The organism is Methylobacterium brachiatum (genome assembly GCF_020523825.1).
In the GTDB taxonomy this organism is placed as follows: domain Bacteria; phylum Pseudomonadota; class Alphaproteobacteria; order Rhizobiales; family Beijerinckiaceae; genus Methylobacterium; species Methylobacterium brachiatum.
The window spans coordinates 1-24,069 of the sequence record NZ_JAJALK010000018.1; the positions used below are offsets into that span (position 1 = coordinate 1).

Consider the following 24,069-nt stretch of genomic DNA (forward strand, 5'->3'; position numbering starts at 1 on the left):
TGTCACCCCAGACGAGTGCGCCAACTTCTTCGCTGCCGCAGGATACGACCCAGATTAAACCGAAAACGCTCTAGCCGGCGAGGCAGCCCGAGCCGGGCGCGCGCTCCCCGAAGCCTATCACCGGCTGTTCCGATGGTGGTTCGCCTGCGGCGTGCCGGGCTTCGGCTCGGTCATGCTGATCCTCTGGCTTATGGTCGCGAAGCCGGGCCTGTGAGCGGTGATACCCCAATCATCGCGGTGTTCGGCGCCTCCGGCCTGATCGGTCAGGCGGTCGCGCGATATCTCATCCGGGCCGGCTTCTCGGTGGTCCCGATGGCGCGTCGGTTCACCGCGGCCCAAGCGCGGGATTTCGGCGCCGCTGCGGTCGAGACCAGGTTCATGACGCTCGACACGACGGGTCTCCGGTCCCTGCTCGACGCGCACGCGGTGGACATCGTCGTGAACTGCGTCAGCATCCTCCAAGACGGCGTGCAGGGAGATACCGAAGCGGTCCATTGCGGCTTCGTCGCGCGCCTCCTCGAAGCACTCGACGGGCGATCCTCGCCCGGCCTGCTGGTGCATCTGTCCATTCCGGGCGATGCCGAAGCGGATACGACCCCGTTCAGCCGGACGAAGCGCGCCGCGGAGCGGCTGATCGCGTCCGCTGGGGTGCCGTTCGCGATCCTCCGGCCGGGCTTCGTGATCGCGCCGGCGGCCTATGGCGGGAGCGCCCTCGTGCGCGCCCTCGCGGCGATGCCGTTCCGGTTGCCGCCGCGCGAGGCCGGCAGTCCCTTCGCGGCGACGGCTGTCTCCGATATTGGCCGAACGGTGGCCGCTCTCGCGAAGCGCTGGCGGGCCGGCGACCGGCACTGGCATTCCGTCTGGGACGTGATGGAGCGGCATCCCGGTACGGTCGGGGATGTCGTCGCGTCGTTCCGGCATTGGATCGGCAGCCCGAAGCCGCTGCTGAGCCTGCCATCCTGGCTGATGACCTTCGGGGCCCGCGCGGGCGACGCGGCGGCGCGGCTCGGATGGCGGCCGCCGATCCGCAGCACGGCCCTGTGCGAGATGCGCCGCGGGGTGGTGGGCGATCCTGAACCCTGGGCGTCGGCGCTCGGGATCGAGCCCGCCTCCTGCGCGGCGGCGCTGGCCGAGATCGCGCCCGGCATCCAGGAACGCTGGTTCGGGCGCCTCTACCTCCTGAAGCCGCTGATCCTCGGGTGCCTCGCCGTCTTCTGGATCGCGTCCGGGCTGGTCAGCCTCGTTCCGGCCTTCGAGGCGGCCACGGCGATCCTGGCGGCTCATGGAATGCCGGAGGCCTGGGCGGGAGCGGCGACCATCGTCACCAGCCTGTGCGATGTCGCCATCGGCCTGGCCATCGCCATCCGGCCGACCTGCCGGGGCGCGCTGCTCGCCGGGACCGCGCTCGCATTGTCCTACATGGCTGTCGCGACCCTCGTCGCGCCGGAGTTGTGGCTCGATCCCCTTGGCGCTCTGGTCAAACCTTGGCCGGGCATCGTCCTGATGCTGATCGCTATTGCGATCCTGGATGATCGTTAGAGGCTAGCCCCGGCCTCACACATCCATCGCGATGGCGTCCTGCAGCATCTGATCGGCGGCACTCATCACCTTGGTGTTGGCCGTGTAGGCCTGCTGGGTCTCGATCATCTTGGAGAACTGGTCCGAGATGCCGGCATTCGACTGCTCCACCGACCCAGCGTCGATGGTCGCGCCCGCGAGCCCGAAGCTCGGCGTCCCGGACCGGCCGTTGGCCACGTAGGTGCCGCCGTCGAGCGAGGTCAGGTTGTCCTGCCCGCCGAACTGGGCCAGCGTCAGCGCGCCGAGCGGCTGCGTGCTGCCATCCGCGCCCGTGCCGGTGAGCGTGCCCGCGGGCGAGACCGTCAGGCTCGCCAGGGTGTCCGCCCCGATGGGGACCTGGACCGGCGCGGTCGCCAAGGGGCCGGCGAACAGGTAATAGCCCGCGCCGTTGACCAGGTAGCCGCTCGAATCCGGAGAAAAATCGCCGCGCCGCGTATAGGCGGTCTCGCCCGTGAAGGTCGGGCTCTCCGGCGTGCCGGTGTTCGACCGGACCACGAAGTAGCCGTTGCCCGAGATCGCGAGGTTGGTCGCGACCCCGGTGGACTGGATCGCCCCCTGGATCCCGAGGGTGTCGCGGGTGCTGGTCGAGACGCCGCCGCTCGTCTGCGCCCTGGCCGTGGTCTGGGCCAGCATGTCGGCGAAGCTCGTCTCCGTGGTCTTGAACCCCGCCGTCTGGGTGTTGGCGATGTTCCCGGAGATGTTGTTGAGCGCGAAGGCCTGCGCCGAGGCACCGGCCACCGAATTCGAGAGCGCGTCGTACAAGCCCATCGGGGTCTCCCGTCCCCAGACCGGCCCGAAAAACCGATCCTAGACAGGCCTATAGACGCGCAGCATGGTTAAGCGGCGGTGTGTCAGCGAATGTTGCTGTTCAGTAATGGGACCGCCCTCGGGTCCCCGGCTCAACTCCCGATCACGCTCACGATCATCTCCCGCCGGTGCTGCCGGTCGCGGTGCTCGGTCAGGTAGAATCCGTGACGGGGGTGCAGATATGAGCCGGCATGTCGTCCGGCATCCTGCTTTCATGCCCAATCTAAAGACTCTATGAGTTCGCATATGACGGGGTGGCTGACGCCTGCTCCCGAAAACCTCACCGATGTGGTCGGCCCATGAAGTCAGGAACTCCTCTCCGATCGGAAATCGAGATTCTACCAAACAGCTGGTGGGGCTGCGTCGGCAGGCAGAATCCACCCCTGCCACTCCCGCGCATCGGTTATGTCCAAAAAGCATTTTTCAGTGGATAATGGGCATATTATGGCCTATGTTCCCATTATGTTCCATTGGTAACGCTTCGTAAGCGTTGAGAAGCTAGACCGTGTGAGGCGTTCTGAACCGAGGTAATCGGGAGCGACAGAGGCGGTCTGGAGATAGCGGACCACACGCTTAGGCAGTCTGTTCGGATAATAAGCCGCCATGATCACATACCTCCGCACTAGCCTCTTTGAATCGCCCGCGCAAACGCTAGTCAATACCGTGAATACGGTTGGCGTGATGGGCAAAGGCATCGCGAAGGAATTCAAAGACCGCTATCCTGCCATGTATGCTGAGTACCGCCGCGTCTGCATGAACGGGGAGCTAACCATCGGCCGCCTCCAGTTGTGGCGAGGCAATGATCATTGGATCTTAAATTTTCCAACTAAAACCACGTGGCGGCAGCCATCCAAGATTGCTTATCTTGAAAGAGGCCTCGAAACCTTCTCGAAGTCCTACAAGCAGATGGGCATCTCTTCGGTCGCCTTTCCGCCGCTCGGTTGCGGCAACGGAAATCTCGACTGGTGGGATGTCAAGCCGCTTATGGAGAACTTCCTCCAACCACTGGAGATCACGGTATACATTCATGATCGTCAGGTGCCTGTAAATTTTGTTCCTGAGCACATTGATGGTGTGCATGAAACACCCGCCATGTATGAAGCATTTGTGGGCGATGTGATAGCCTTAGTTGCATCCGGGGTCCGGAAATTCAGCCTGTCGTTTGATGGCACCGAGTTCTACGCTTCCGCCAACAGTGATGCCGGAATTGAAATCCGAGCAGGGGATCGGAGAGTTTATATCCAGCCGGACTACATGGAATGGGCGTGGAGTGCTCTACAATCAGGGGTACTGACACTTCAACAATTTCCTAGCCAAGACGCGCGCGAGGCTGCGCAATACCTTTTCTCTCTTCTGATTCATCTTCCATATGTGCAAGCGGCCGAGATCTCAAAGCCTCGCTGGGGCGACGAGAAAATCGCTCTCGGATTGTACTTCAAGCGAAAGTCCTCTATCGAAGGACGAGCATTGTTGAACTTAAATTCTAACGCTGACGCACAGCTATGCCTATCTCAGAGTTGGTAGCCGCAGCGCATGTAGCCACGCAATGCAGTCGGCTTTCTACTAGTTCCCAAAGGGGTTTCTGGCCTAGATTTCTCTACCACGCTACTCATGTAACGAACGCGGTAGGGATCGTTCGCGACGGATTCTTGGGGTCCAGAGAGGCCGGCATCGATTTCCATGATGTCGCCAATCAGGGTGCCCTTGCGGCTTACGAAAGCTCCCACAAGTACGCTCGACTTTATTCTCGCCCGAAAAATCCCTACCATCTCCGCACCGAAGGCATAAAGCCAATCTGCGACCCGTACAGACTGGCACATCAAGCTTCGATTCCGGTGATGTTCCTGTTCGACGCAGAGAAAATTCTTACTCGCGCCGGAACGGTATTCACTGCCGGCAACATCCAGCGTGGTAAAAACGTCGAGTTAAGCACAGACGAGCATTTCTCGACGCTAGATTTCAATGCCATCTATCACGATGATGCAGTCAGCGCGCACGACAAAGAATATATTCATGATCGTCGCATGGCTGAAGTTATGATTCCGGAAGCTCTGCCGCTCGAAAACTATCTTAGGTGGGTCGTATTTCGTACGCCTTCTGACCTGCTGACCTTCAATTACCTTCTCGGAAAACTTGGATCGACCTGCGGCTATCCTCGAGGAACAGAAACCGTAAATCGATCTATTTTCATGCATTGGGGCTTGTACATTAGAGAATTGAACTTCATTGAGGACAAGCTTACGATAGATTTTCACTTACCCCGCGGAAGAAGGCCTTTTAATAATGAATATAAAATCAATGTGACTCAAACATGCTCTGACGGCTCTACGCTGTCGTACAACAATTCCTATCCGCTGGCTCGGCCATCCATCACGATCAAGGGATTCTCCCCTGACGGGGCAAGCGTCTGGAAGATTGTTTTGGAGGACGTATTGGCATTTGAGGGAAGACTACCTCACGAACAGTCAGCACTTTTCGGCTAGTTCGATGCGCAATGTATCAATACTTTAGTACATATGTCACTTTCCGTTTCAGTACAATTAGGTGGACGCGCCTTTAAGCACCCATGATTTGAAGCAAGATCTCGCGTTGGTGCGACCTGTCTCTGTGCTCAATGAGGTAAATGCCCTGCCACGCGCCGAGCGCGAGTCGCCTTTCTATGACTGGGATCGACAGGCTCGAATCGGTCAGCATCGCCCGGATATGGGCGGGCATATCATCAGGGCCTTCTGCCGAATGTACGTAAAGTGGCTGGCTTTGTAATGCGTCCGACTCTTCGGCACCGTGGACGGAAGAGGCGCCGCGCGGCGCGAAGCCGTCGAGGGCTGTCATCAGGTCGGTCTGCACGTCCGGGTCGGCATTCTCCTGGATGGTCAGCGAGGCCGAGGTGTGCCGGCAGAACAGAGTGACGAGCCCGTCCCGGATGCCGCTGCCCCGCACGAACTCCGCCACCGCCCCGGTGAAGTCCGTGAAACCCTGCCCCGGGGTCGCGATGGTCAGGCGGCCGCTCGCGTGGCGCGCCACCGCGCCTGATACCAGAGGCTCGACTGAACCGATCTTGCCCTGCCTCATGCATCCGTCTCCGTCAGCGTTGCACCCGGTGCGATTTCGCGCTCGCCGCGGGCGAGGATCCGCTCCAGCACGTCGATCCGGTCGGCCTCCGCGGGCGGCTTGTCCCAGCGGATCCGGCTGACCCGGGGGAAGCGCATCGCCACGCCGGACTTGTGCCGGGTCGAGCGCTGGACGCCCTCGAAGGCGATCTCCAGCACGAGCCCGGCTTCCAGCCCATGGGCGACCTCGCGCACCGGCCCGAACCGCTTGGTGGTGTTGTTGCGGACATAGCGGTCGAGCTTGGCGAGCTCGGCATCGGTGAAGCCGTGATAGGCCTTGCCCACCGGCACCAGCTCGTCCCCGCCCTCGAGGGCCTCCCGCCAGACCCCGAACGTGTAGTCCGAGTAGAACGACGAGCGCTTCCCGTGGCCGCGCTGCGCGTACATCATCACCGCATCGACGATATGGGGCTCGCGCTTCCACTTCCACCAGGGGCCTTTCGGGCGACCCGGCAGGTAGGGGCTGTTGAGACGCTTGAGCATCACGCCCTCGATCGCATCCGCATCCTCCCCGGCGCCCACCGAGGCCGGGTCGGCCCGGGCGGCGGCGAGCGCCTCCCAATCCGCGAAGGGGACCAGCGGCGAGATATCGATCCGGGCATGGTCGAGGCGGGTGACCAGGGCCTCCAGCTTCTCCCGGCGGGTCGCGAACGGCTCGGCCCGCAGGTCGTCGCCGTCGAGCGTCAGGAGGTCGTAGGCCCGGACATGGGCGGGGAATTCTTCGAGGAGCTTGGCGGTCACGGCCTTCCGGTTCAGGCGCTGCTGCAGGACGTTGAAGCTCTGGACCCGGCGCTCGCGCAGGATCAGCAGCTCGCCGTCCAGCGTGCCTGTGAAGCCGATCGCCTCGGCGAGATCGGGGAACGCCCCGGTGATGTCCTCGCCGGTGCGGGAATAGACCTTGGCGACCTGGGCGCCGGCCCGGTCGCGCCCGCCGACGAGTTGGACGCGGATGCCGTCCCATTTCCACTCCGCCGAGAACGCCTCCGGCTCGAGCTTCTCGAGATCGGCCTCCTCCTCGATCGGATGCGACAGCATCGGCGGCCGGAACGGCGCCGGATTAAGCGTCTCGGGTCGCTCGGCCCTCCCCTCGACCCAGGCGAACAGCGTCTCGAACGGCGGCGTGAGGCCGTGCCAGACCTCCTCGACCGCATCCGCCTCGTGGCCGCCCAGCGCGCCGACCGCGGTCTTGGCAAGCCGCGCCGAGACACCGACGCGCAGGTTGCCGGTGACGAGCTTCAGGAGCGCCCAGCGCCCGGTCTCGTCGAGGGCGTCGAGCCATTCGGCCAGATGCTGGGGCAGCTCCCGTTTCGGGATGGTCGCCAGGGTCTCCACGACCTCGGCGAGGGTCGGGACATGCGGGGGCGGGTTGTTGTGGCCGATCCCCACACGCGCATCCCCTCCCCCCCCTGCGGGGGCTACGAGGTTCGCAGATCGGTCAGCATGAGGCGCGACATGCCCCCTCTCCCGTGCGGGAGAGGGGACCCGCGCCTCATCCGGCGCCGGGTGAAGACCGGAGCCCGCAGAGGGGGAAGGAAGATCCCGCGGCGCCGGCCAGATCAGCGCCGTGGTCTCGGCGAGATCGCCGACGTAATTGTGCGACAGGCGGAACAGCACCGGGTCGATGCGCTCCTCGACCAAGCCGCGGATCAGGGCCGGCTTGGCCTCGCGGAAACTCAGCGTGCCGGTCATGGCGCCGAGCGCGTAGCCGCGCTCCGGATCCGGCGTGCGCGCGAAGAAATCCTGGAGCATCCGCAGCTTGGCGTTGCGGCGCGGCTCGTAGGCGAGGCGGTCGAGGAGATGGGCGAAATCGTTCACGCCGCCACCTCCGGCTCCGGAGCGTCGGCCGGGGTCGGCTCCGCCTCGCCGTCGTCGCCATAGCCCAGCAGGTGCAGCGGCTTGGCCTTGATGCCTTGGGTCCCGCACCAATGGACCAGGGCATCCTCCTGGCCGTGCGTCACCCACACTTCCCCGGCGCCGGTGTCCCGGATCGTGCGGCACAGGTCCGGCCAGTCGGAATGGTCGGAGATCACCAGCGGCAGCTCGACGCCCTTCTGGCGGGCGCGGGCGCGGACCCGCATCCAGCCGGAGGCGAAGCAGGTCACGGGATCGGGAAACTTGCGCGACCACAGATCCTGCATCGCGCTGGGCGGGCAGAGCACGATCGCGCCGTGCAGGTCCTTGCGGTCGGCGGCCACGACCTTCGGGGTCTCGCCCAGGGGGATGCCCTCGCGCTTGTACAGCTCGGTCAGCTTCTCCATCGCTCCGTGCAGGTGGATCGGCCGGTCCCAGCCCTCCTCGCGCAGCAGCGCCATCACCCGCTGCGCCTTGCCCAGCGCGTAGGCGCCGACGATGTGGGCCCGCTCCGGGAACAGGGCCACGGAGGCCATGAGCTTGCGGACCTCGTCGCGGGTGTCCGGATGGGTGAAGACCGGCAGGCCGAAGGTCGCCTCGGTGATGAACACGTCGCAGGGCACCACCTCGAAGGGCAGGCAGGTCGGGTCCGGCGCCCGCTTGTAGTCGCCCGACACCACGACCCGGACGCCGTCGCGCTCGATGGCGATCTGGGCGGAGCCGAGCACGTGGCCGGCGGGGGCGTAGCGCACCGTGACGTCGCCGACGCGCAAAGCCGCGCCGAGCCGGGCCTCCTGCCGCTGGCGGCAGAAATCCTCGCCGTAGCGCACCGCCATAATCCGCAGGGTCTCGGGCGTCGCCAGCACGTGGCCGTGGCCGGCGCGCGCATGGTCGGCATGGCCGTGGGTGATGAGCGCGCGCTCCACCGGCCAGGTCGGATCGACGTGGAAGCCCCCGAGCGGGCAGTAGAGGCCCTCGCGGGTCAGGGTGAGGAGATCGCTCGCGCGTGTCGGCATCGGGTCCGTTGCTGCCGGTGGAGTCCGCCGGTGGCCCCGGTATATAGGCGGCCCCGACCCGGCAGACGCATGGCCACGCAACACAGTTCCGGCGACCTCCTCGCCGACCGCCGCTATCGCTACGCGGAAGCCTGCCTGGCGGACGGCGACCATGCCGGGGCGGCCGATCTCGCCGAGCAGGCGCTGGAGATCGCGCCCCGCTACGCGCCGGCCTGGCTGCTGCTGGGCCGCGCCCGGGAGGGGCTGGCCGTGCAGGACGGCGACCCGGCTTTGCGGGCGGCGGCGACGCGGGCCTATGCCTGCGCCCTCGACATCGACCCCGACGACACCCTCGGCGTGCGCGCGCATCTGGTCCGCCTCGGCGAAGGCGCCGGCCTGCCGGCGCTGTCACCGGCCTATGTCCGGGCCCTGTTCGACGGCTACGCGCCGCGTTTCGAGCGCCACCTCGTGGACGGGCTGGGCTATGTCGGCCCGCAGCTCGTCCGCGATGCCCTGCCGCCCGTGCCGGAGCGGTTCGAGGCGGCGCTCGATCTCGGCTGCGGCACGGGCCTGATGGGCGCGGCGATCCGCGACCGGGTCGGACATCTCACCGGGGTCGACCTCTCGCCCGGCATGCTGACCCTCGCCCGAGCCAAGAGGCATCACGGTCGTCCGCTCTACGACCGCCTGGCCGAGGGCGATCTCATGGCGTTCCTGGCGGGCGAGCCGCCGGACTCCGCCGATCTGTGCCTCGCCGCGGACGTGCTGATCTACGTGGCGGATCTCGGCCCGGTCCTGGAGCGGGTCGCCCGGGTCCTGCGTCCGGGTGGCCTGGCGGCCTTCACCGTCCAGTCCCATGACGGCGACGGTGCGCGCCTGGGCGCCGACGGGCGCTACGCCCACGCGGATTCCCACATCACGGAGGCGGCGTCCGGTGCCGGCCTGGAGATCCTGATGCTGCGCCCCGCCGATGTGCGGCGCGAAGGCGGTCGGCCGGTCCCGGGCCGGATCGTCGTGCTGCACCGCACACGCCAATGATTCGCCGCGCATGAAACTGCTTGGGCATTCGTCCATTGTCTGTCGGCTGCGCGCGGCGCGGCGATGGAATCGGGGACAGGCATGGCGGATTTCGGCGGCGGGAACGATGGGCGCGCACCTGAGCGCAAGCCCGACCCGCCCGTGGATCGCTCCTTCCCGGCCGATCCCCGAACGCGCATCGCCTTCGCCATCGCGCTGGCGACGCTGGCAGGCTGCGCCGATTCGATCGGCTTCCTGGAATTCTCGCAGCTGTTCATGTCGTTCATGTCGGGCAACACCACGCGCTTCGGCGTGGCGGTGTCCAACGGCGACTGGGAGAACGTCACCCGGGTCGCCAGCACCATCAGCCTGTTCTGCTTCGGCGCCTTCCTGGGCACGCTGATCGCGGCCTGGGTCGGACGCTGGCGGCTGGCCGTCCTGCTGACGCTGCAGGCGCTGCTCCTCGCCGGCGGCCTGCTGATGCCCTGGGGCACCTTCGCCTACCCGCTGCACGCCTACCCGATCGTGCTGGCCCTGGGCCTCCAGAATGCGACCCTGCAGGATGAGGGCGGGCGCTCGCTCGCGCTGACCTACGTCACCGGCGCGGTGGTTCGCTTCGGCACCGGCTGCGCCAACCTGCTGCTCGGCACGGTGGCGCCCTCGTTCTGGATCCAGGCGCCGCTCTGGGCCGGCCTCAGCACCGGCGCGGTCGTCGGCGGCCTGCTGGATATGCGCTACGGCGAATCCGCCTTCCTGTTCCCGGCCGGCCTCGCCGCGATCCTGGCCCTGGTGGCGATCGCCCTGACCATCGCCAAGCCCGGCAGCACCCTGGTCGCCGGCTCGGCGCCGGCCCCCGATGCCAGCCCCAAGGCGGAGGTGATCGACGCGATCCATTGAGGCCGCCCCGGCGGCTCGCCCGGCACGGCGACAGGGCGGTTCAGCTGTCGGAATCCCGGTAGCTGCCCCGCCCCTGCTTGATCACGGCGCGGCTCTTCTTGGCGCCGATGCGCCGCTCCTTCGAACCCTTCGTCGGCTTGGTCGCGCGGCGGATGGGCGGCGGCGGCTTGGCCGCCTCGGTCACGAGCTCGACCAGCCGTTGCAGCACATCGGCCCGGTTGCGCTCCTGGGTCCGGTGGCGCTGCCCGGACAGGACCAGGACGCCGTCCTTGGTCAGACGCCGGCCGGCGAGCTTGTACAGGTTCGCCTTGACTCGCTCATCGACCGAGGGCGAGGCCAGGATCGACCAGCGCAGCTGGACCGCCGTCTCGACCTTGTTGACGTTCTGCCCGCCCGCCCCCGAGGCGCGCATGAACGACAGCTCGATCTCGTCATCCTCGATGGTGATCCGCGCGTTCACCCGCAGAGGCATGGCGACCTCCGGCCCGCGTCGCGGAACGCGCTCGACCGAGGCCGACCGCGGGTGCGCTGGAACACCGGTTCCGGCGCTGGGGCGGCGATCCTGTGGGTGCGAACCGGAGCCACGATCGCCATATCCTCTCGTACCGGCGGACGGCCGCGCCGGGCCGGCGATGCCGGGCTCAGGCGGCCTCGGCCGGGGTCCGGGCGCGCAAAGCCAGGGCATGCAGCCCGCGCTTGAACGCATCGTCCAGCAGGGCATTGACCAGGCGGTGCCGCTCCACGCGGCTCTTGCCCTCGAAAGCCGAGGCGACGATGTCGAGCCGGTAATGGGTCTCACCCCCGGGCCGCGCGCCGGAATGGCCCGCATGCAGGTGTGATTCGTCGATCACGTCGAGCCGGGCCGGCGCGAGTTCCGCGCGCAGCTTCGCCTCCATCCAGCCCCGAAGGGTGCCGTCGTCACCAGTCCCGTCAGCCATCGCGCCCTCACCTGATATCGTCGGCATCCGTCAAGCCCGATCCCGCGCATGCGTCATCAGGCCCAGTGCCCTTGTGTCTCCGGTTTGCCCCCTCATAATCGGCCCGTCATGGATCTCAACTCGCGCCTGTTCGACAGCATCCGGATCAGAAAACCGTCCTGCGACGAGCCGAAGCCTGCGGCCGATGGCACGTGCGAGAGCCCGGGCTGCACGCAGCCGGGCCTGCACCGGGCGCCGAAGGGCCGCAAGGCGGAAGGCCAGTACTGGCGGTTCTGCATCGACCACGTCCGCGCCTACAATGCGAGCTACAACTATTTCGACGGCATGAACGATGCCGCCGTCCAGGCCTATCAGAAGGACGCGATCATCGGGCACCGCCCGACCTGGGCCATGGGGGTGAACCCGGCCGGCCAGGGCAAGCCCGCCGAGGAGCCGACCCGCGACTGGGCCTATGTCGATCCGCTCGGCATCCTGCGCGGTGCCGGCGTCGAGGGACGCCGCCGCGCCCGCCAGCCGGAGCCGGAGAAGCCCCGCCGCACCGCCACGGTGCGCCGGGCCCTCGACGTGATGGGGCTCGAAGAAGGCGCGGACGGGCCCGCCATCAAGGCGCAGTACAAGGCGCTGGTGAAGCGCTTCCACCCCGACGCCAATGGCGGCGACCGCTCGTTCGAGGAGCGGCTGCGGGACATCATCCGCGCCCACGACGTTCTGCGTGCCGCCGGTCTCTGCTGAGCGGCACGAACGATGCAGGCCGGATCGCCGGAGCGCCGTGAGGCCGCAGCGGAACCCCCTTCGTCGTCGAGCGCTCTAGGATAAGGCAAATTGCCCGGCGCAGCCCTATATGAGGCTCGTGCCGGTCGGTGGCGCCGCACAGCGCTGCCGTTTAAAGATTGAGTCCGCCCCGCGGCGGATGCCCGGCTCGACGTTACTTCCGTGCGGAAGCTCCATGCCCTCGGGCCGGAGTTCCCGCGCCTCACGAGGTCCCGAATGCTCTCTGACGACACGCCCGCCGCGCTGCCCGACCGCACCGTTTCCGTCCGCGAGGTCTTCGGCATCGACCTCGACCTCAAGGTTCCGGCCTATGCCGAACGAGAGGAACACGTCCCCGATCTCGATCCGGACTACATCTTCGACCGGGAGACCACGCTGGCGATCCTGGCCGGCTTCGCGCGCAACCGCCGCGTGATGGTCACCGGCTATCACGGTACCGGCAAGTCGACCCATATCGAGCAGGTCGCCGCGCGGCTGAACTGGCCCTGCGTGCGGATCAACCTCGACAGCCACGTCTCGCGCATCGATCTCGTCGGCAAGGACGCGATCGTGCTGAAGGACGGCAAGCAGGTCACCGCCTTCCAGGACGGCATCCTCCCCTGGGCGCTGCAGAACAACGTCGCCCTGGTGTTCGACGAGTACGATGCCGGGCGGCCGGACGTGATGTTCGTGATCCAGCGCGTGCTGGAGCTGTCGGGCCGGCTGACGCTGCTCGACCAGAAGCGCGTGATCCGCCCGCACCCGGCCTTCCGGCTGTTCGCCACCGCCAACACCGTGGGCCTCGGCGACACGTCGGGCCTCTATCACGGCACTCAGCAGATCAACCAGGGCCAGATGGACCGCTGGTCGATCGTGACCACGCTGAACTACCTGCCGCATGACCGCGAGGTCGACATCGTGCTCTCGAAGGCGGTGCATTACCGCAACGACCAGGGCCGCGACATCGTCAACCGGATGGTGCGCGTGGCGGACCTGACTCGCAACGCGTTCATGAACGGCGACCTCTCCACCGTCATGAGCCCGCGCACGGTCATCACCTGGGCCGAGAACGCCGATATCTTTAAGGATGTCGGCTTCGCGTTCCGGGTGACCTTCCTGAACAAGTGCGACGAGCTCGAGCGGACCCTGGTGGCCGAGTTCTACCAGCGCGCCTTCGGCAAGGAACTGCCCGAGAGCGCGCTGAACGTCGCCCTGAGCTGACCGCATGGAGGACGCGATGGTGCATCCGGCTCCGACACGCGAGGACGCTCCGGCGCCTCAGCATGCCGGAGGGCGGACGCGCTACGCGGACGATGTCTACACCTGGGTTCAGGAGCAGGTCGCCCTGCTCCGCGCCGGGCAGGTGGACGCGCTCGACCTCGACAACATCGCCGAGGAATTGAGCGACGTGGGCTCGGAACAATACGACAAGCTTGAGAGCGCGATCGAGGTGCTGTTGGCCCATATGCTCAAATGGGACCATCAGCCCGAACGGCGCAGCCGAAGCTGGTCGCTCACGATCGCCGAGCAGCGGGTGCGGATCGACAAGCAGCTGCGCCGGAACCCGGGCCTCAAGTCACGTATCGTCGAGGCTATCACTGACGGCTATCGGCTCGGCAGGCTTCGAGCCGCCCGCGAGATAAAGCGCTCGCCCAACACATTCCCCGAGGAGTGTCCCTTCACCTGGGACGACATCCTGAATCGCCCCTTCGAATTCGAGGCCGACCGGTAGCCCCCCGCATGTCCATCTCCAACCGCAAGCCCGGCGAGCGTCGCGAATCCGTGGCCGAGCCCCTGAAGCGCTCGGTGGCCGGGTGCCTGCGCGCCATCGCCCGCCGGTCCGAGGTCGAGGTGACCTACGCCACCGACCGTCCGGCGCTGACCGGCGACAAGGCCCGGCTGCCCGAGCCGCCCCGCAAGCTCTCGGCGCAGGACGTGGCGGTGCTGCGCGGCAATGCCGACGCCATGGCGCTGCGGCTCGGCTGCCACGACATCGCGGTGCATCGCCGGCTCGCCCCCGAGAATGCCGCCGCCCGCGCGGTCTACGACGCGGTGGAGCAGGCCCGGGTCGAGGCGATCGGCTCACGGCGGATGACGGGGGTGGCCAGCAACATCACCGCGATGCTGGAGGACCGCTACCATCGCGGCGGCAAGTACGAGACCATCACCGACCGGGCCGACGCCCCGATGGAGGACGCCGTCGCCCTGATGGTGCGCGAGCGCCTGACGGGGCAGCAGCCCCCCGAGGCGGCCGCCAAGATCGTCGCGTTGTGGCGCGAGCATATCGAGGCCAAGGCCGGCCCCAACCTCGACGGGCTGATCGGCTCGATCGAGGACCAGCGCAAGTTCGCCCGCTCCGTGCGCGACCTGCTGACCTCCCTCGACATGTCGGACGAGACGCCGTTCGACGCCGAGGATGACGAGAACGACGACGAGAACGACGCCCAGGACGACGAGCAGAACCCGAGCGAGGGCGATTCCGAGGAGAAGAGCCAGGGCGAGCGCGCCGAGATCGAGACCTCGGAGGAAGCCTCCGACGAGATCGAGGAGGGCGCGCAGGAATCCGCCGACGCGCCGTCGGGCGAATTGCCCGACGAATCCGAGGACGCGGAATCCGAGGAGGCCTCCGAAGCGTCGCGTCCGCCGACGCGCCAGGGCAACGAGGCGCGCGGGCCCGAATACCGGGTGTTCAACCCGCGGTTCGACGAGATCATCCACGCCGAGGAGTTGTGCGATGCCGACGAGCTGTCGCGCCTGCGCAGCTACCTCGACAAGCAGCTCTCGCACCTCCAGGGGGTCGTCGGCCGTCTCGCCAACCGGCTGCAGCGCCGCCTGCTGGCCCAGCAGAACCGCGCCTGGGACTTCGACCTCGAGGAGGGCCAGCTCGATCCGGCGCGGCTCGTCCGCGTGGTCATCGACCCCTACCAGCCGCTCTCCTTCAAGCAGGAGAAGGACACCAATTTCCGCGACACCGTGGTCACGCTGCTCCTCGACAATTCCGGGTCGATGCGCGGCCGGCCGATCACCGTGGCGGCGACCTGTGCCGACATCCTGGCGCGGACCCTAGAGCGCTGCGGCGTGAAGGTCGAGATCCTCGGCTTCACCACCCGGGCCTGGAAGGGCGGCCAGAGCCGCGAGGCCTGGCTCGCCGCCGGCAAGCCGCCGAACCCCGGTCGTCTGAACGACCTGCGCCACATCGTCTACAAGTCCGCCGACGCGCCCTGGCGCCGGGCCCGGAAGAATCTCGGGCTGATGATGCGCGAGGGTCTCCTCAAGGAGAATATCGACGGCGAGGCCCTGGACTGGGCGCACAAGCGTCTGCTCGGGCGGCCGGAGCAGCGCAAGATCCTGATGGTGATCTCGGACGGCGCGCCGGTCGACGACTCGACCCTCTCGGTCAATGCCGGCAACTACCTCGAGCGGCACCTGCGCTGGATGATCGAAGAGATCGAGACCCGCTCGCCGGTGGAGCTCCTGGCCATCGGCATCGGCCACGACGTGACCCGCTATTACCGCCGGGCCGTGACGATCATCGACGCCGAGGAACTGGGCGGCGCCATGACGGAGAAGCTGGCCGAGCTGTTCGAGGAGAACGGCTCCCCGGCCCCCGTGGGCCGAGCCCTGCGCGCCGCCGGCGGGCGGCGCTGACGCGCGCGGCGTCGGGGGCAAAACCCCTCGACGCGGCCGAAACATCGATCCGCCGTCACGTGGTGAGAATGCGATCTCGCCGGCACCAAACGGCTGCGCCGGCAAGATTCGCTTCGCCCGATCGAAAGCGGCACGCCCTGATTCGTTCTCGTACGATACGGCGCCCCGTCTGCGCAGCAACGCGCCGACTTTCTCGGGAAGAGAGCCGCCAGAAGTTGAAGTTCGGCAAGCGCATCATCTTCAAATAGCTATACCAGATCAAGAATAAATCTAATCCGTTGCGCGGACACAACTCGCGACACGTCACAGAACGATAGCGGCGGTAATTTCTGGCCCGCGATTGCCTCCCCTCCGTCAGCAACTCACTTCTCGCGCACAAGCGAACCGGCTGCCTCGGCCGGCATCCGATGGTGAGTCATGCGGTTCTGGATGCGGAAAGCCCCGGCGCTCGAAGCGATCGTGTGGGCGGTGGTGAACGGAGCCCTTCTCTGTGCCGCCGGTGCGGCTCGGGCAGAAGACGCAGTCCAGCTCGACGAGCTCAGCGTCGAGACCCAGGGTCGGGGCGCCCCGAAGAGCTACGGCGCCTCCGTCGGCGTGGTTGGCCCCCCGCCGCCAGCCTACGCGGGCGGCCAGGTCGGGTCCGGCTCGCGGCTGGGATTGCTGGGCAACCGGAGCAGCTTCGACCAGCCCTACAGCCAGACGAGCTTCACCGATCAGCTGATCCGCGACCAGCAGGCCCATACGCTTCAGGACGTGATCAACAATGATCCGGCCGTCCGCACCAACGTGCCGCCGTCCAGCGGCATCCAGGGCTTCCTGATCCGGGGCTTCCCGTATTTCGCTCAGGATATCGCGTTCAACGGCCTCTACGGCGTGTCCGACGCCTTCAACCCGGCGATCGAGCCGATCGAACGGGTCGAGGTGCTCCATGGCCCGGGAACCTTGCTCACCGGCACCCCGCTGTTCGGCAATATCGGCGGCGTCATCAACCTGATCCCGAAGCGCGCCCTGGATGCGCCACTGACCCGGGTGACCCAGGGCTACATCTCCAACGCCCAGAGCTACACCGCCCTCGATCTCAGCCGGCGCTACGGCCCGTCGAACGAATGGGGGCTCCGGTTCAACGGCGCCTACCAGTTCGGCAGGACGCCGATCGACTTGCAGCAGTTGGAATTCGGCGTCGCGGCTCTCGCCCTCGATTATCGCGGCGAGAACCTGCGTGTCTCGGCGGATCTCGGCTACCAGAAGACCGATCTCAATGCGGCCTTCCGCACCCGGTCGGTCAGTTCGGGCTTTCCCATCCCGCGGGCGCCGGACCTGCGAATCAACCCGCAGCAGAGCTGGGAATACCGCGACAGCGACAACAAGTCGGTGGCGCTACGCGCCGAGTACGATCTGAACGACGCAGTCACGCTCTACGCCGCTTACGGACACAGCCAATTCTACCAGGAGTATTTCGGCGCGGTCCTGACCATCTTCAACGCGCGCGGCGATTTCCGCGAGCCGATCAACTACCTGCCCTACATTTCCAACGCCGACACCGCGGAAGCGGGCCTGCGCGGGCGGCTCGATACGGGACCGGTGCGCCATGAATTCGGCATCGCGGCGACCGGCCTGTGGTACGACCAGAGCCAGATCAGCTACCCGGTCGGATCGACCATCGTCTCCAACATCTACGCGCCGGTCACGGTCCCGCCGCGCAGCGCCATCGGCCAGACGCGGGCCATGCCGCCGACGACGGCCCGCAGCAATCAGAGCGTCGCCGTAGCCGACACGCTGTCCATCCTGGATGGCCATGTGCAGCTCACTTTGGGCGGGCGCTGGCAGAGCATCACCGTCAAGAGCCTCGATCCACGCACCGGATCCACCACCGGTCTCGCGGATAGCGGCGCCTTCTCGCCCGGTGCCGGTCTGGTGGTGAAGCCCTGGGAGGCGCTGTCGCTCTACGCCAATTACAGCGAGGGCCTGACGGCCCCTTCCGTGCCGGTGACGGCGGTCAACGCCAATCAGCCCTTCGGAGCGGTCCGCTCGGACCAGATCGAGGCCGGCGTCAAATACGATTTCGGCAACCTTGGTCTCGGCTTCGCCGCCTACGACCTGCAGCAGCCGTTCGGATTCCTGGATTCGAGCAATCGGTTCAGGATCGACGGGACACAGCGCAATCGCGGCCTCGAATTCACGGCCTTCGGCGAGCCGGTGGTCGGCATTCGGGTGGTCGGCGGGGTGAGCCTGATCGACGGCCGGCTCCTGAAGACGCAGGGCGGCCAGTTCAACGGCAACGTCGCGATCGGTGTCCCGGCGGTCCAGCTGAACCTCTACGGCGAGTACGATCTGCCCTGGCTCGCCCCTGGGCTCACCGTCACCGGCCGGGTGATCTACACGGCGGCGCAGTATTACGACCAGGCCAACAGCCAGACGATTCCGGACTGGGCCACCCTCGATCTCGGCCTGCGCTACAAGACGATCCTCCAGGACCGGCCGGTGACCTGGCAGGCGAACATCCTGAACGTGACCGGCAACAATTACTGGGCCACGACCGGTCGCGGGCTCCTCGCGCCTGGGACACCGCGGACCGTTCTCATCTCGGCCAGCGTGGATTTCTGATCATCAGGTCAGGCCGACGGCATGCCCCAAGCCTGACCTCGCGCCATCGCCAAGGGTCGACGCGAATCGCACGCTCAAAACCGACCGGAACAATGCTGTCCGCGCAGGCAAGCGCAAACCGCCGCGGCATGCCCTGCCGCGGCGGTTTGCGTCGTCTGAGGCGTAGAAGGCGCTGAGCGCCCGAGATCAGGCCGCGACGGCCGGAGTCTCGGCGAGCTTCTTGTGGATCTCGCGCTTCAGCAGCCGGGCGGTCTGCGACAGGTCGCCCTCGCCGGCTTTCACCAGGAAGGCGTCGAGGCCGCCGCGGTGCTCGACCGAGCGCAGGGCGTGCGCGGTGATGCGCAGGCGCACCCGCTTGCCCAGCGCGTCCGACTGGAGCGTGACGTTGCACAGGTTCGGCAGGAACCGGCACTTGGTCTTGTGGTTCGAGTGGCTCACGAGGTGGCCGACCTGAACGGCCTTGCCGGTGAGTTCGCAGCGGCGCGCCATGATGACTAAAATTCCCGTCTCGTTCCGCCCGTGAAGACCCGATCGCAAGCGGCGCGATCATCGTCGCAGCGGGCGGCGCCCGATACGTATTCCAGGTCCAGCGGAGTCCTGTTGAAGGCGCGAGCCTATAGGCGACCTGCCCCCGATGCGTCAAGCTCCGCCGGGTCGAAGGTGCCCCGAGCGGGGGTCGGGCACCCAACGGTCTGTTAACCACGATGCCGGGATATAACCGTCATCGGCTCGACGAAGGCCGGCGCCGCGCCGGCACCGCACGTCGAGACCTCGTCTCGCGAGATCGTCTCGCACAAGATATTTTTCGCCCGCGTTTCCTGGGATGCGATCCGGATCATGAGCGCCACGCCTGTCCGTCGGACGATCAAGCCGCTGACGACGCGCCTTCTCGGGACCGTGCTCGCTATCGCGGCGCTCGGTGCCCCGGCCGATGCGGCCGCCCGCGCCCGGCGGGCCGCCGCCGCGGCGCCCGCCACCGTAACGGTGGATTACAGCATCAACCTCGCCGGCCTGCCGATCGGGACCGCGCGGCTCGCGGGCAGCTTCGAGCGCGATCGCTACCTGATGGACGTCTCGGCGACGCTGACCGGCCTCGTGGGGGCGATCACCGGTGGCAAGGGCTCGGCCCGGGCCTCCGGCAATTTCTCGGTGGCGCCGCAGCCCGCCGCCTTCTCGATCGCCACCCATACGGCGAGTTCGGGGATCGCGGTGCGCATGGCGCTCGCGCACGGCAACGTCGTGCAGGCCGAGATCACGCCGCCGCTGGTGGACATGCAGGACCGGGTGCCGGTCACGGCCGCCCACAAGCGGGGCATCATGGATCCCGTGAGCGCGCTGCTGATGCCGGCCCAGGGGCGGGGCGAACTGCTCGATCCGGCCAATTGCAACCGGACCCTGCCGGTGTTCGACGGCGCGACCCGGTTCAACGTCGTGCTGAGCTACGCCGAGACCCGCCCCGTACAGAAGCCCGGCTATGTCGGACCGGTCCTGGTCTGCACCGCCCGCTACCAGGCGGTGGCCGGGCACCGGCCGGACCGCCCCGGGGTGAAGTTCATGGAGGATAACCGCGAGATGTCGGTCTGGCTCGCCCCCGTCGAGGGGACACGGGCCCTGATTCCGCTGCGCATCTCGGTGCTCACCACCATCGGCACCAACATCATCGAGGCGACGCGCTGGACCCAGGGCGCCGCCGAGACCGCCGGCGCCAGCGTCGCCCAGGCGAGCCTCCCCGCGCAGTGAGCACCCGCCGCGGGATCCGGCTTTGACCGCCGGCCTCTTTCCGGGCACCCGTGCGGGGCAAGCGCGGCAGCCAGGGAGGTGCAGGACCATGCCGAAGGGCTACATCATCGTCCGGATGACGGTCACCGATCCGGAGACCTACGCGGCCTATGCCGAGATGGCCTCCGCGGCGATGCGGCTCTACGGCGCCAAACCTCTGGTGCGGGGCGGGCGCTACGAGGCGCTCGAGGGTGAGGCCCGGCCGCGCAACGTCGTGCTGGAATTCGAATCCTACGACGCCGCGCGGGCCTATTACGTCTCGCCGGAATACCAGGCCGCCAAGGCGAAGCGCCTGCCGGCCGGGATCGGCGAGGTCGTGCTGGTCGAAGGCGCCGCCTGAACCGGCCGGTTCAGGCGGCGAGCGGCGCCCGGCCGTAATGGGTCGCGTACGCGTTCTCCACGGCCGGGATGATCTCGACGATCGCGAACCACCGGTCCCAGAACGCCGTCTCGCGCAAGGCCTCGACGACGCATTCGTAGGCGTGGTGGTCGCTGGCCTCCCACACCCAGAGATCGGTGACGCGGGCCGTGTAGAATTCGGCGTCGTAGAAGCGCAGCTTCACGGAATCCGCGTGGCGACGCAGGATCGGCTCGAACACCGCGCGCAACCGGGCGAAGCGCTCGTCGATCGAGAGAGCGAGCCATTCGGGTGACGTCTTCACCAGCATGAAGACGGTGAGCTTGGGATTGAAAGTCTGGTCGGACATGGATGTGACCGCTCCGTGGGTCTGTTGGGACCCGGCGATGATGCCCCCGGGCGGGCCGGCGGCGAACTCGCGTTCATGACCGGCCGGACGGCGCGGGGGCCGGCGCTCAAGCCCCGGAAAAACCCGGAACAATCCCGCTCCGCCGAGACGGTGCGGACGATTCTCGAAGGTGCGGCTCGCGTTCTGGAGGAGCGCGGCCTGGCCGGCTACACGACCAATGCCGTGGCCGAGCGGGCCGGCGTCTCGGTCGGCTCGGTCTACCAGTACTTCCCGGGCAAGGAGGCGCTGACCGCGGCCCTGGTGGCGCGGGAGACCGGCCTGCTGATCGCGGCGGTGCGGGACGCGGCCGCGGCGGCGACGCCGGAGCTCGGCCTGCGTCGGATCGTGCAGGCGGCCGTCGCCCACCAGATGTCCCGGCCGCGCCTCGCCCTGCTGCTCGACCGGGAGGAGAGCCGGCTCCAGCTCGCCGACAGCCTGGATGCGGTCACCCGGGCGATCTCGGACGCGCTGCTGGCCCTGCTGGGGCGCCTCGAACCCGCGCCGCCGGTCGAGGCGCAGGTTGCGGCGGGCGACCTGTTCGCGCTGCTGCGGGGCATGGTGGATGCTGCGGGCGAGCGCGGCGAGCGGGCGGGCGACGCGCTGGAGCAGCGTGTCCTGCGCGCGGTGTTCGGTTATCTCGGGCTGCCCCCGGCGGGGCCGTAATCGGCAGGAGCTACGAGCGGATCGCGCAGTATTTCAGATCGCGCGCGATCGAGCGCCACCGAATGGCGTCGTGGTGGACGGACCGATACACGCCGCCACGGATGTTCCGGATCACCGCCCACACGCCCCGGGGCCGGCTGCGCGAGACGTAGACCCGCTTCCTCTGCTGCAGCTGATGCAGGGCCCGCTGGAAAAAGTGGATCGCTTTTCCGCGATCGAAGAGCGGAAAAGCCGCCACCGTCGCGTCGGGGAGATCGCGGATCACCGCGATCATGTCGGCGGTCGCAGCGATGTAGTCGTCGAGCTCCTTGATCGGATCGTGGGCCTGCGCCTTGTGGCTGCGGCGGCCGTCCCCGAACAGGTTTGTCGCGTGCTGCCGGTAGGTGACCAGCGGCAGGTTCAGTTCCGCCGTCTCGCCCACCACCTGACCGAGAAACACGATCCACCGGTCGTGAGCGATCTTCTCCTTGGGCACGATGAAGTCCCGGAATCGCCCGTCGATATCGGCCAGATGCAGAAGTTCCCTGCGGAAAACGATCGAAAATCCGAAGAAGGTCAGCCAGGGATCGTAACTGAGCGGCGGCTTGATGCCGGTGCGTTGAATGCCCTGAGTGAATTTTACCAGCTTACCGGTTGATTGGTCCAAGCTCGCGGCCGCATGCACGATCATGGAAATATTCGGATTGCCGAAATAGGTGGCCACACGTTCGAGCTTTTCGCGATCCCAGATATCGTCCTGATCGCAGAACGCGACGAAGTCTCCCTTGGCGGACAAAGCCGCATTCAGGAAGTTGTCACGAAATCCGAGATTGGTTTGGTTGATATTTATCTTGAACGGTATCTTCGATCTTTCGGCAATCGACCTTGCTATATCCAGAGTTGCATCCGTTGATCCGTCATCAGAGACGATAATCTCCACCGGCTTGAAATTCTGGTTAATGACGCTTTCGAGCTGCTCGCGGATGAATACTGAGCCATTATACGTAGCGATAACCACCGAAACCGTTTTGTCTGCAGCATCCATGCGCACTGGCCTTGACATCCCACATTCTAAAATCAAAAACTCGAATCGACATCAAGCGCAGTATGCCAACTCTATCGGCAGAATTAAAGTCTGCGATTACTATAACATGGCTGGATAAAGTTGGGAACACCGGCCCCGTCGAAGCCGACCACGCATTGCGTAGCCCTCGATGGCATTCGAGGGATCGCCGCGCTATCAGTACTCTTGTTCCATTTGGGTCGATGGCTAGACATCCCGTTCCTGGCAGTGAACGGGGGGCTTTCGGTCGATACCTTCTTCACGCTCAGCGGTTATGTCCTCGCCCGCGCCTATGCCCGCCGGACACGGAATATATCCGTGACCGAATTCATGGCCCTCCGCGTCATCAGGCTGCTGCCGATCATCCTGCTGTCGATCGTGATCAGCGCCCCCTACGTCCTCGCCAGAAACTATCTGCTGAGCACCGAGACCCAATCGGCCACGATCGTCCTGGCGATCATGCTGGGAATCCTGAACATCCCTTATTTCAACGCCCCGCCCCAGATCGGCGGCCCACAGATATTTCCGCTCAACGGGCCGCAATTCTCGCTCTTCTTCGAGCTCGCGGCGAACTATGTCTGGTGGCTGCTGCGATTCGTCGACCAGACCTATCTGGCGCTGGGGCTGTATGCCCTGTCGAGCGCGGCGGTCATCCGATTCGGCATCGGCGGCGACACGGCGGATAATTTCCTGCTCGGCTTCGCTCACGTCGGGTCATCGTTCTTTGTCGGCGTGCTGGTCTATCAGTTCGGCCGCGCCATGCGGCCGAGTCGCGCGAATGCCTTTCTGTTCGTGGCGCTGTCCGGTGTGATGATCGCGATCCTGTTCTCGTCGTTCGAACTCACTCTTCAGGAACGGCTCGCCTGGAAACTCGTCCTGGCTCCCCTGCTGGTGCTGAGCGGATCGGTCGTCACCCTCCAGGGTCTGCCGAAGCGGGCTTCGCGCGTGCTGGGCGACCTCTCCTATCCGGTCTACGCCCTGCATTATCCGATCTTCTGCTGGATCAACGGGATCTATCAGAAGGTGACCGGCAGCAGGGGCATCGTCCTCGAATGCGCGACGTTCCTCGTCGCGACGATCGCGGTGAGCTATCTGGTCCTGCGCTATTACGACGAACCGGCGCGGCGCTACCTGTCGGACGTCGTCGCATCGATCAAAGCCTCGCGCTCCGGCCGGGCCGAATACGGTCGCTGAGGATCTGAGGCGTTTTCGGCCCGATTGCCGACGTTGCATCCGTCGTCCACCCGGGGTCCCCGCGCTCGGGGTGAGGCGCGGCGGCGATCAAATCTTTCATCTTCCCTGCGATGATCCGTACATGCGCCCGCACCGCCCCCGAATCGCCCTCGCCCTCGCGGCGCTCACATTCGCCGGGCCGGCTGCGGCCCAGCCCCTGACCGCGGGATCGGCCGATCCCGGTTGCGGCGGCGACGCCTTCTCGTCGGCGCAGGTGATCGAGCACCGGCCGCCGCGGCACGGTCCGCTGGTCTCGGTCCCCGACACCCTCTGCGCGGATCTCGCGCCCCAGCCCGGATCCCCGGCGACGCAGATCGAGGTCTATCCGCTGATTATGCCGCAGGTTGGCAGCGGCCCGGGTGATATCCCATATGGGGGAGGATCAACGCGGCCCTATCGTCCCTGACGCGA

General features: G+C 66.7%; 24 protein-coding genes and 1 pseudogene. 16 read left to right on the forward strand and 9 right to left on the reverse strand.

What is annotated here, in order from left to right; genetic code table 11:
• Positions 1 to 79: 79 nt before the first annotated feature.
• Together LGR69_RS31915 and LGR69_RS26685 are read left to right on the forward strand one after the other, a co-directional pair.
• Positions 80 to 214: pseudogene (locus LGR69_RS31915) on the forward strand (DUF2269 family protein); the annotation flags it as partial.
• Positions 211 to 1,539, forward strand: a complete 1,329-nt coding sequence (locus LGR69_RS26685; RefSeq protein ID WP_230367945.1) for an SDR family oxidoreductase — start codon at positions 211 to 213, stop codon at positions 1,537 to 1,539. The pseudogene LGR69_RS31915 and the gene LGR69_RS26685, both read left to right, overlap by 4 nt.
• Before the next feature lie 15 nt (positions 1,540 to 1,554).
• Here LGR69_RS26685 and LGR69_RS26690 read toward each other — a convergent pair whose 3' ends face one another.
• The gene (locus LGR69_RS26690; protein WP_230367946.1) at positions 1,555 to 2,346 is read right to left on the reverse strand and encodes a flagellar hook basal-body protein; all 792 of its coding nucleotides are present in this window, start codon (positions 2,344 to 2,346) and stop codon (positions 1,555 to 1,557) included.
• Between the two features lie 642 nt (positions 2,347 to 2,988).
• On the opposite strand from LGR69_RS26690, the gene LGR69_RS26695 reads away from it, so the two are divergent.
• Together LGR69_RS26695 and LGR69_RS26700 are read left to right on the forward strand one after the other, a co-directional pair.
• Positions 2,989 to 3,909: a macro domain-containing protein gene (locus LGR69_RS26695; RefSeq protein WP_230367947.1), complete on the forward strand. Its 921-nt coding sequence runs from the start codon at positions 2,989 to 2,991 to the stop codon at positions 3,907 to 3,909.
• The gene (locus LGR69_RS26700; protein WP_230367948.1) at positions 3,888 to 4,868 is read left to right on the forward strand and encodes a DarT ssDNA thymidine ADP-ribosyltransferase family protein; all 981 of its coding nucleotides are present in this window, start codon (positions 3,888 to 3,890) and stop codon (positions 4,866 to 4,868) included. The genes LGR69_RS26695 and LGR69_RS26700 overlap by 22 nt, the downstream gene beginning before the upstream one ends.
• A 73-nt stretch (positions 4,869 to 4,941) precedes the next feature.
• On the opposite strand, the gene LGR69_RS26705 is transcribed toward LGR69_RS26700, so the two are convergent.
• The 3 genes from LGR69_RS26705 to LGR69_RS26715 are packed head-to-tail and all read right to left on the reverse strand — an operon-like array spanning position 4,942 to position 8,362.
• Positions 4,942 to 5,457, reverse strand: a complete 516-nt coding sequence (locus LGR69_RS26705) for a YjbQ family protein (protein ID WP_230367949.1) — start codon at positions 5,455 to 5,457, stop codon at positions 4,942 to 4,944.
• Positions 5,454 to 7,310 (reverse strand): cisplatin damage response ATP-dependent DNA ligase, encoded by a 1,857-nt coding sequence (locus tag LGR69_RS26710; protein WP_230367950.1) that lies wholly within the window; start codon positions 7,308 to 7,310, stop codon positions 5,454 to 5,456. Before LGR69_RS26710 ends, LGR69_RS26705 begins: the two co-directional genes overlap by 4 nt.
• The gene (locus LGR69_RS26715; protein WP_230367951.1) at positions 7,307 to 8,362 is read right to left on the reverse strand and encodes a ligase-associated DNA damage response exonuclease; all 1,056 of its coding nucleotides are present in this window, start codon (positions 8,360 to 8,362) and stop codon (positions 7,307 to 7,309) included. The genes LGR69_RS26710 and LGR69_RS26715 overlap by 4 nt, the downstream gene beginning before the upstream one ends.
• A 69-nt stretch (positions 8,363 to 8,431) precedes the next feature.
• On the opposite strand from LGR69_RS26715, the gene LGR69_RS26720 reads away from it, so the two are divergent.
• A complete protein-coding gene (locus LGR69_RS26720) occupies positions 8,432 to 9,379 on the forward strand; it encodes a methyltransferase domain-containing protein (protein WP_230367952.1) in 948 nt (315 codons plus the stop codon).
• An 81-nt stretch (positions 9,380 to 9,460) separates the two neighbouring features.
• Positions 9,461 to 10,255 (forward strand): YoaK family protein, encoded by a 795-nt coding sequence (locus LGR69_RS26725; RefSeq protein ID WP_007559630.1) that lies wholly within the window; start codon positions 9,461 to 9,463, stop codon positions 10,253 to 10,255.
• 40 nt (positions 10,256 to 10,295) lie between these two features.
• Here the strand turns inward: LGR69_RS26725 and arfB are convergent, their stop codons facing one another.
• Together arfB and LGR69_RS26735 are read right to left on the reverse strand one after the other, a co-directional pair.
• Positions 10,296 to 10,727, reverse strand: a complete 432-nt coding sequence (arfB, locus tag LGR69_RS26730) for an alternative ribosome rescue aminoacyl-tRNA hydrolase ArfB (RefSeq protein ID WP_050734431.1) — start codon at positions 10,725 to 10,727, stop codon at positions 10,296 to 10,298.
• Between the two features lie 169 nt (positions 10,728 to 10,896).
• On the reverse strand, positions 10,897 to 11,193 hold the full coding sequence (locus LGR69_RS26735) for a BolA family protein (RefSeq protein ID WP_007559634.1): 297 nt from the start codon (positions 11,191 to 11,193) through the stop codon (positions 10,897 to 10,899).
• 108 nt (positions 11,194 to 11,301) lie between these two features.
• Here LGR69_RS26735 and LGR69_RS26740 point away from each other — a divergent pair, with 108 nt between their 5' ends.
• The 5 genes from LGR69_RS26740 (at position 11,302) to LGR69_RS26760 (ending at position 18,195) form a co-directional block, all read left to right on the forward strand.
• Positions 11,302 to 11,925, forward strand: coding sequence for a J domain-containing protein (locus LGR69_RS26740; RefSeq protein ID WP_007559637.1), 624 nt, complete (start codon positions 11,302 to 11,304; stop codon positions 11,923 to 11,925).
• A gap of 255 nt (positions 11,926 to 12,180) precedes the next feature.
• Complete coding sequence (cobS, locus tag LGR69_RS26745; protein WP_007559639.1) at positions 12,181 to 13,164, forward strand: cobaltochelatase subunit CobS; 984 nt, start codon at positions 12,181 to 12,183, stop codon at positions 13,162 to 13,164.
• A gap of 4 nt (positions 13,165 to 13,168) precedes the next feature.
• Positions 13,169 to 13,675 (forward strand): DUF29 domain-containing protein, encoded by a 507-nt coding sequence (locus tag LGR69_RS26750; RefSeq protein ID WP_230367953.1) that lies wholly within the window; start codon positions 13,169 to 13,171, stop codon positions 13,673 to 13,675.
• An 8-nt stretch (positions 13,676 to 13,683) separates the two neighbouring features.
• On the forward strand, positions 13,684 to 15,591 hold the full coding sequence (gene cobT, locus LGR69_RS26755) for a cobaltochelatase subunit CobT (protein ID WP_007559643.1): 1,908 nt from the start codon (positions 13,684 to 13,686) through the stop codon (positions 15,589 to 15,591).
• Between the two features lie 417 nt (positions 15,592 to 16,008).
• A complete protein-coding gene (locus tag LGR69_RS26760) occupies positions 16,009 to 18,195 on the forward strand; it encodes a TonB-dependent receptor (protein WP_230367954.1) in 2,187 nt (728 codons plus the stop codon).
• Positions 18,196 to 18,381: 186 nt separating this feature from the next.
• Here the strand turns inward: LGR69_RS26760 and rpmB are convergent, their stop codons facing one another.
• Entirely contained in the window at positions 18,382 to 18,684 is a 303-nt protein-coding gene (rpmB, locus tag LGR69_RS26765; RefSeq protein WP_007559647.1) for a 50S ribosomal protein L28, read from the reverse strand.
• Between the two features lie 348 nt (positions 18,685 to 19,032).
• Here rpmB and LGR69_RS26770 point away from each other — a divergent pair, with 348 nt between their 5' ends.
• The gene (locus tag LGR69_RS26770; RefSeq protein WP_230367955.1) at positions 19,033 to 19,935 is read left to right on the forward strand and encodes a DUF3108 domain-containing protein; all 903 of its coding nucleotides are present in this window, start codon (positions 19,033 to 19,035) and stop codon (positions 19,933 to 19,935) included.
• A gap of 88 nt (positions 19,936 to 20,023) precedes the next feature.
• On the forward strand, positions 20,024 to 20,314 hold the full coding sequence (locus LGR69_RS26775) for a DUF1330 domain-containing protein (RefSeq protein ID WP_091858233.1): 291 nt from the start codon (positions 20,024 to 20,026) through the stop codon (positions 20,312 to 20,314).
• A gap of 10 nt (positions 20,315 to 20,324) precedes the next feature.
• Here LGR69_RS26775 and LGR69_RS26780 read toward each other — a convergent pair whose 3' ends face one another.
• Positions 20,325 to 20,681, reverse strand: a complete 357-nt coding sequence (locus LGR69_RS26780) for a darcynin family protein (protein ID WP_007559653.1) — start codon at positions 20,679 to 20,681, stop codon at positions 20,325 to 20,327.
• Between the two features lie 15 nt (positions 20,682 to 20,696).
• On the opposite strand from LGR69_RS26780, the gene LGR69_RS26785 reads away from it, so the two are divergent.
• On the forward strand, positions 20,697 to 21,383 hold the full coding sequence (locus LGR69_RS26785) for a TetR/AcrR family transcriptional regulator (RefSeq protein WP_230367956.1): 687 nt from the start codon (positions 20,697 to 20,699) through the stop codon (positions 21,381 to 21,383).
• 10 nt (positions 21,384 to 21,393) lie between these two features.
• On the opposite strand, the gene LGR69_RS26790 is transcribed toward LGR69_RS26785, so the two are convergent.
• Positions 21,394 to 22,407 (reverse strand): glycosyltransferase, encoded by a 1,014-nt coding sequence (locus LGR69_RS26790; protein WP_007559656.1) that lies wholly within the window; start codon positions 22,405 to 22,407, stop codon positions 21,394 to 21,396.
• Between the two features lie 120 nt (positions 22,408 to 22,527).
• On the opposite strand from LGR69_RS26790, the gene LGR69_RS26795 reads away from it, so the two are divergent.
• Positions 22,528 to 23,619 (forward strand): acyltransferase family protein, encoded by a 1,092-nt coding sequence (locus tag LGR69_RS26795; protein ID WP_230367957.1) that lies wholly within the window; start codon positions 22,528 to 22,530, stop codon positions 23,617 to 23,619.
• Positions 23,620 to 23,740: 121 nt separating this feature from the next.
• Positions 23,741 to 24,064: a hypothetical protein gene (locus LGR69_RS26800; RefSeq protein WP_039902237.1), complete on the forward strand. Its 324-nt coding sequence runs from the start codon at positions 23,741 to 23,743 to the stop codon at positions 24,062 to 24,064.
• Positions 24,065 to 24,069 lie beyond the last annotated feature (5 nt).

Coding starts and splice junctions, on each gene's coding strand:
- LGR69_RS26750 (WP_230367953.1), top strand. CDS start 13,169: ATGGAGGACGCGATGGTGCATCCGGCTCCGACACGCGAGGACGCTCCG.
- LGR69_RS26740 (WP_007559637.1), top strand. CDS start 11,302: ATGGATCTCAACTCGCGCCTGTTCGACAGCATCCGGATCAGAAAACCG.
- LGR69_RS26725 (WP_007559630.1), top strand. CDS start 9,461: ATGGCGGATTTCGGCGGCGGGAACGATGGGCGCGCACCTGAGCGCAAG.
- LGR69_RS26735 (WP_007559634.1), bottom strand. CDS start 11,193: ATGGCTGACGGGACTGGTGACGACGGCACCCTTCGGGGCTGGATGGAG.
- LGR69_RS26700 (WP_230367948.1), top strand. CDS start 3,888: ATGCCTATCTCAGAGTTGGTAGCCGCAGCGCATGTAGCCACGCAATGC.
- LGR69_RS26760 (WP_230367954.1), top strand. CDS start 16,009: ATGCGGTTCTGGATGCGGAAAGCCCCGGCGCTCGAAGCGATCGTGTGG.
- LGR69_RS26775 (WP_091858233.1), top strand. CDS start 20,024: ATGCCGAAGGGCTACATCATCGTCCGGATGACGGTCACCGATCCGGAG.
- LGR69_RS26720 (WP_230367952.1), top strand. CDS start 8,432: ATGGCCACGCAACACAGTTCCGGCGACCTCCTCGCCGACCGCCGCTAT.
- LGR69_RS26695 (WP_230367947.1), top strand. CDS start 2,989: ATGATCACATACCTCCGCACTAGCCTCTTTGAATCGCCCGCGCAAACG.
- cobT (WP_007559643.1), top strand. CDS start 13,684: ATGTCCATCTCCAACCGCAAGCCCGGCGAGCGTCGCGAATCCGTGGCC.
- LGR69_RS26780 (WP_007559653.1), bottom strand. CDS start 20,681: ATGTCCGACCAGACTTTCAATCCCAAGCTCACCGTCTTCATGCTGGTG.
- LGR69_RS26705 (WP_230367949.1), bottom strand. CDS start 5,457: ATGAGGCAGGGCAAGATCGGTTCAGTCGAGCCTCTGGTATCAGGCGCG.
- rpmB (WP_007559647.1), bottom strand. CDS start 18,684: ATGGCGCGCCGCTGCGAACTCACCGGCAAGGCCGTTCAGGTCGGCCAC.
- LGR69_RS26770 (WP_230367955.1), top strand. CDS start 19,033: ATGAGCGCCACGCCTGTCCGTCGGACGATCAAGCCGCTGACGACGCGC.
- cobS (WP_007559639.1), top strand. CDS start 12,181: ATGCTCTCTGACGACACGCCCGCCGCGCTGCCCGACCGCACCGTTTCC.
- arfB (WP_050734431.1), bottom strand. CDS start 10,727: ATGCCTCTGCGGGTGAACGCGCGGATCACCATCGAGGATGACGAGATC.
- LGR69_RS26715 (WP_230367951.1), bottom strand. CDS start 8,362: ATGCCGACACGCGCGAGCGATCTCCTCACCCTGACCCGCGAGGGCCTC.
- LGR69_RS26800 (WP_039902237.1), top strand. CDS start 23,741: ATGCGCCCGCACCGCCCCCGAATCGCCCTCGCCCTCGCGGCGCTCACA.
- LGR69_RS26690 (WP_230367946.1), bottom strand. CDS start 2,346: ATGGGCTTGTACGACGCGCTCTCGAATTCGGTGGCCGGTGCCTCGGCG.
- LGR69_RS26790 (WP_007559656.1), bottom strand. CDS start 22,407: ATGGATGCTGCAGACAAAACGGTTTCGGTGGTTATCGCTACGTATAAT.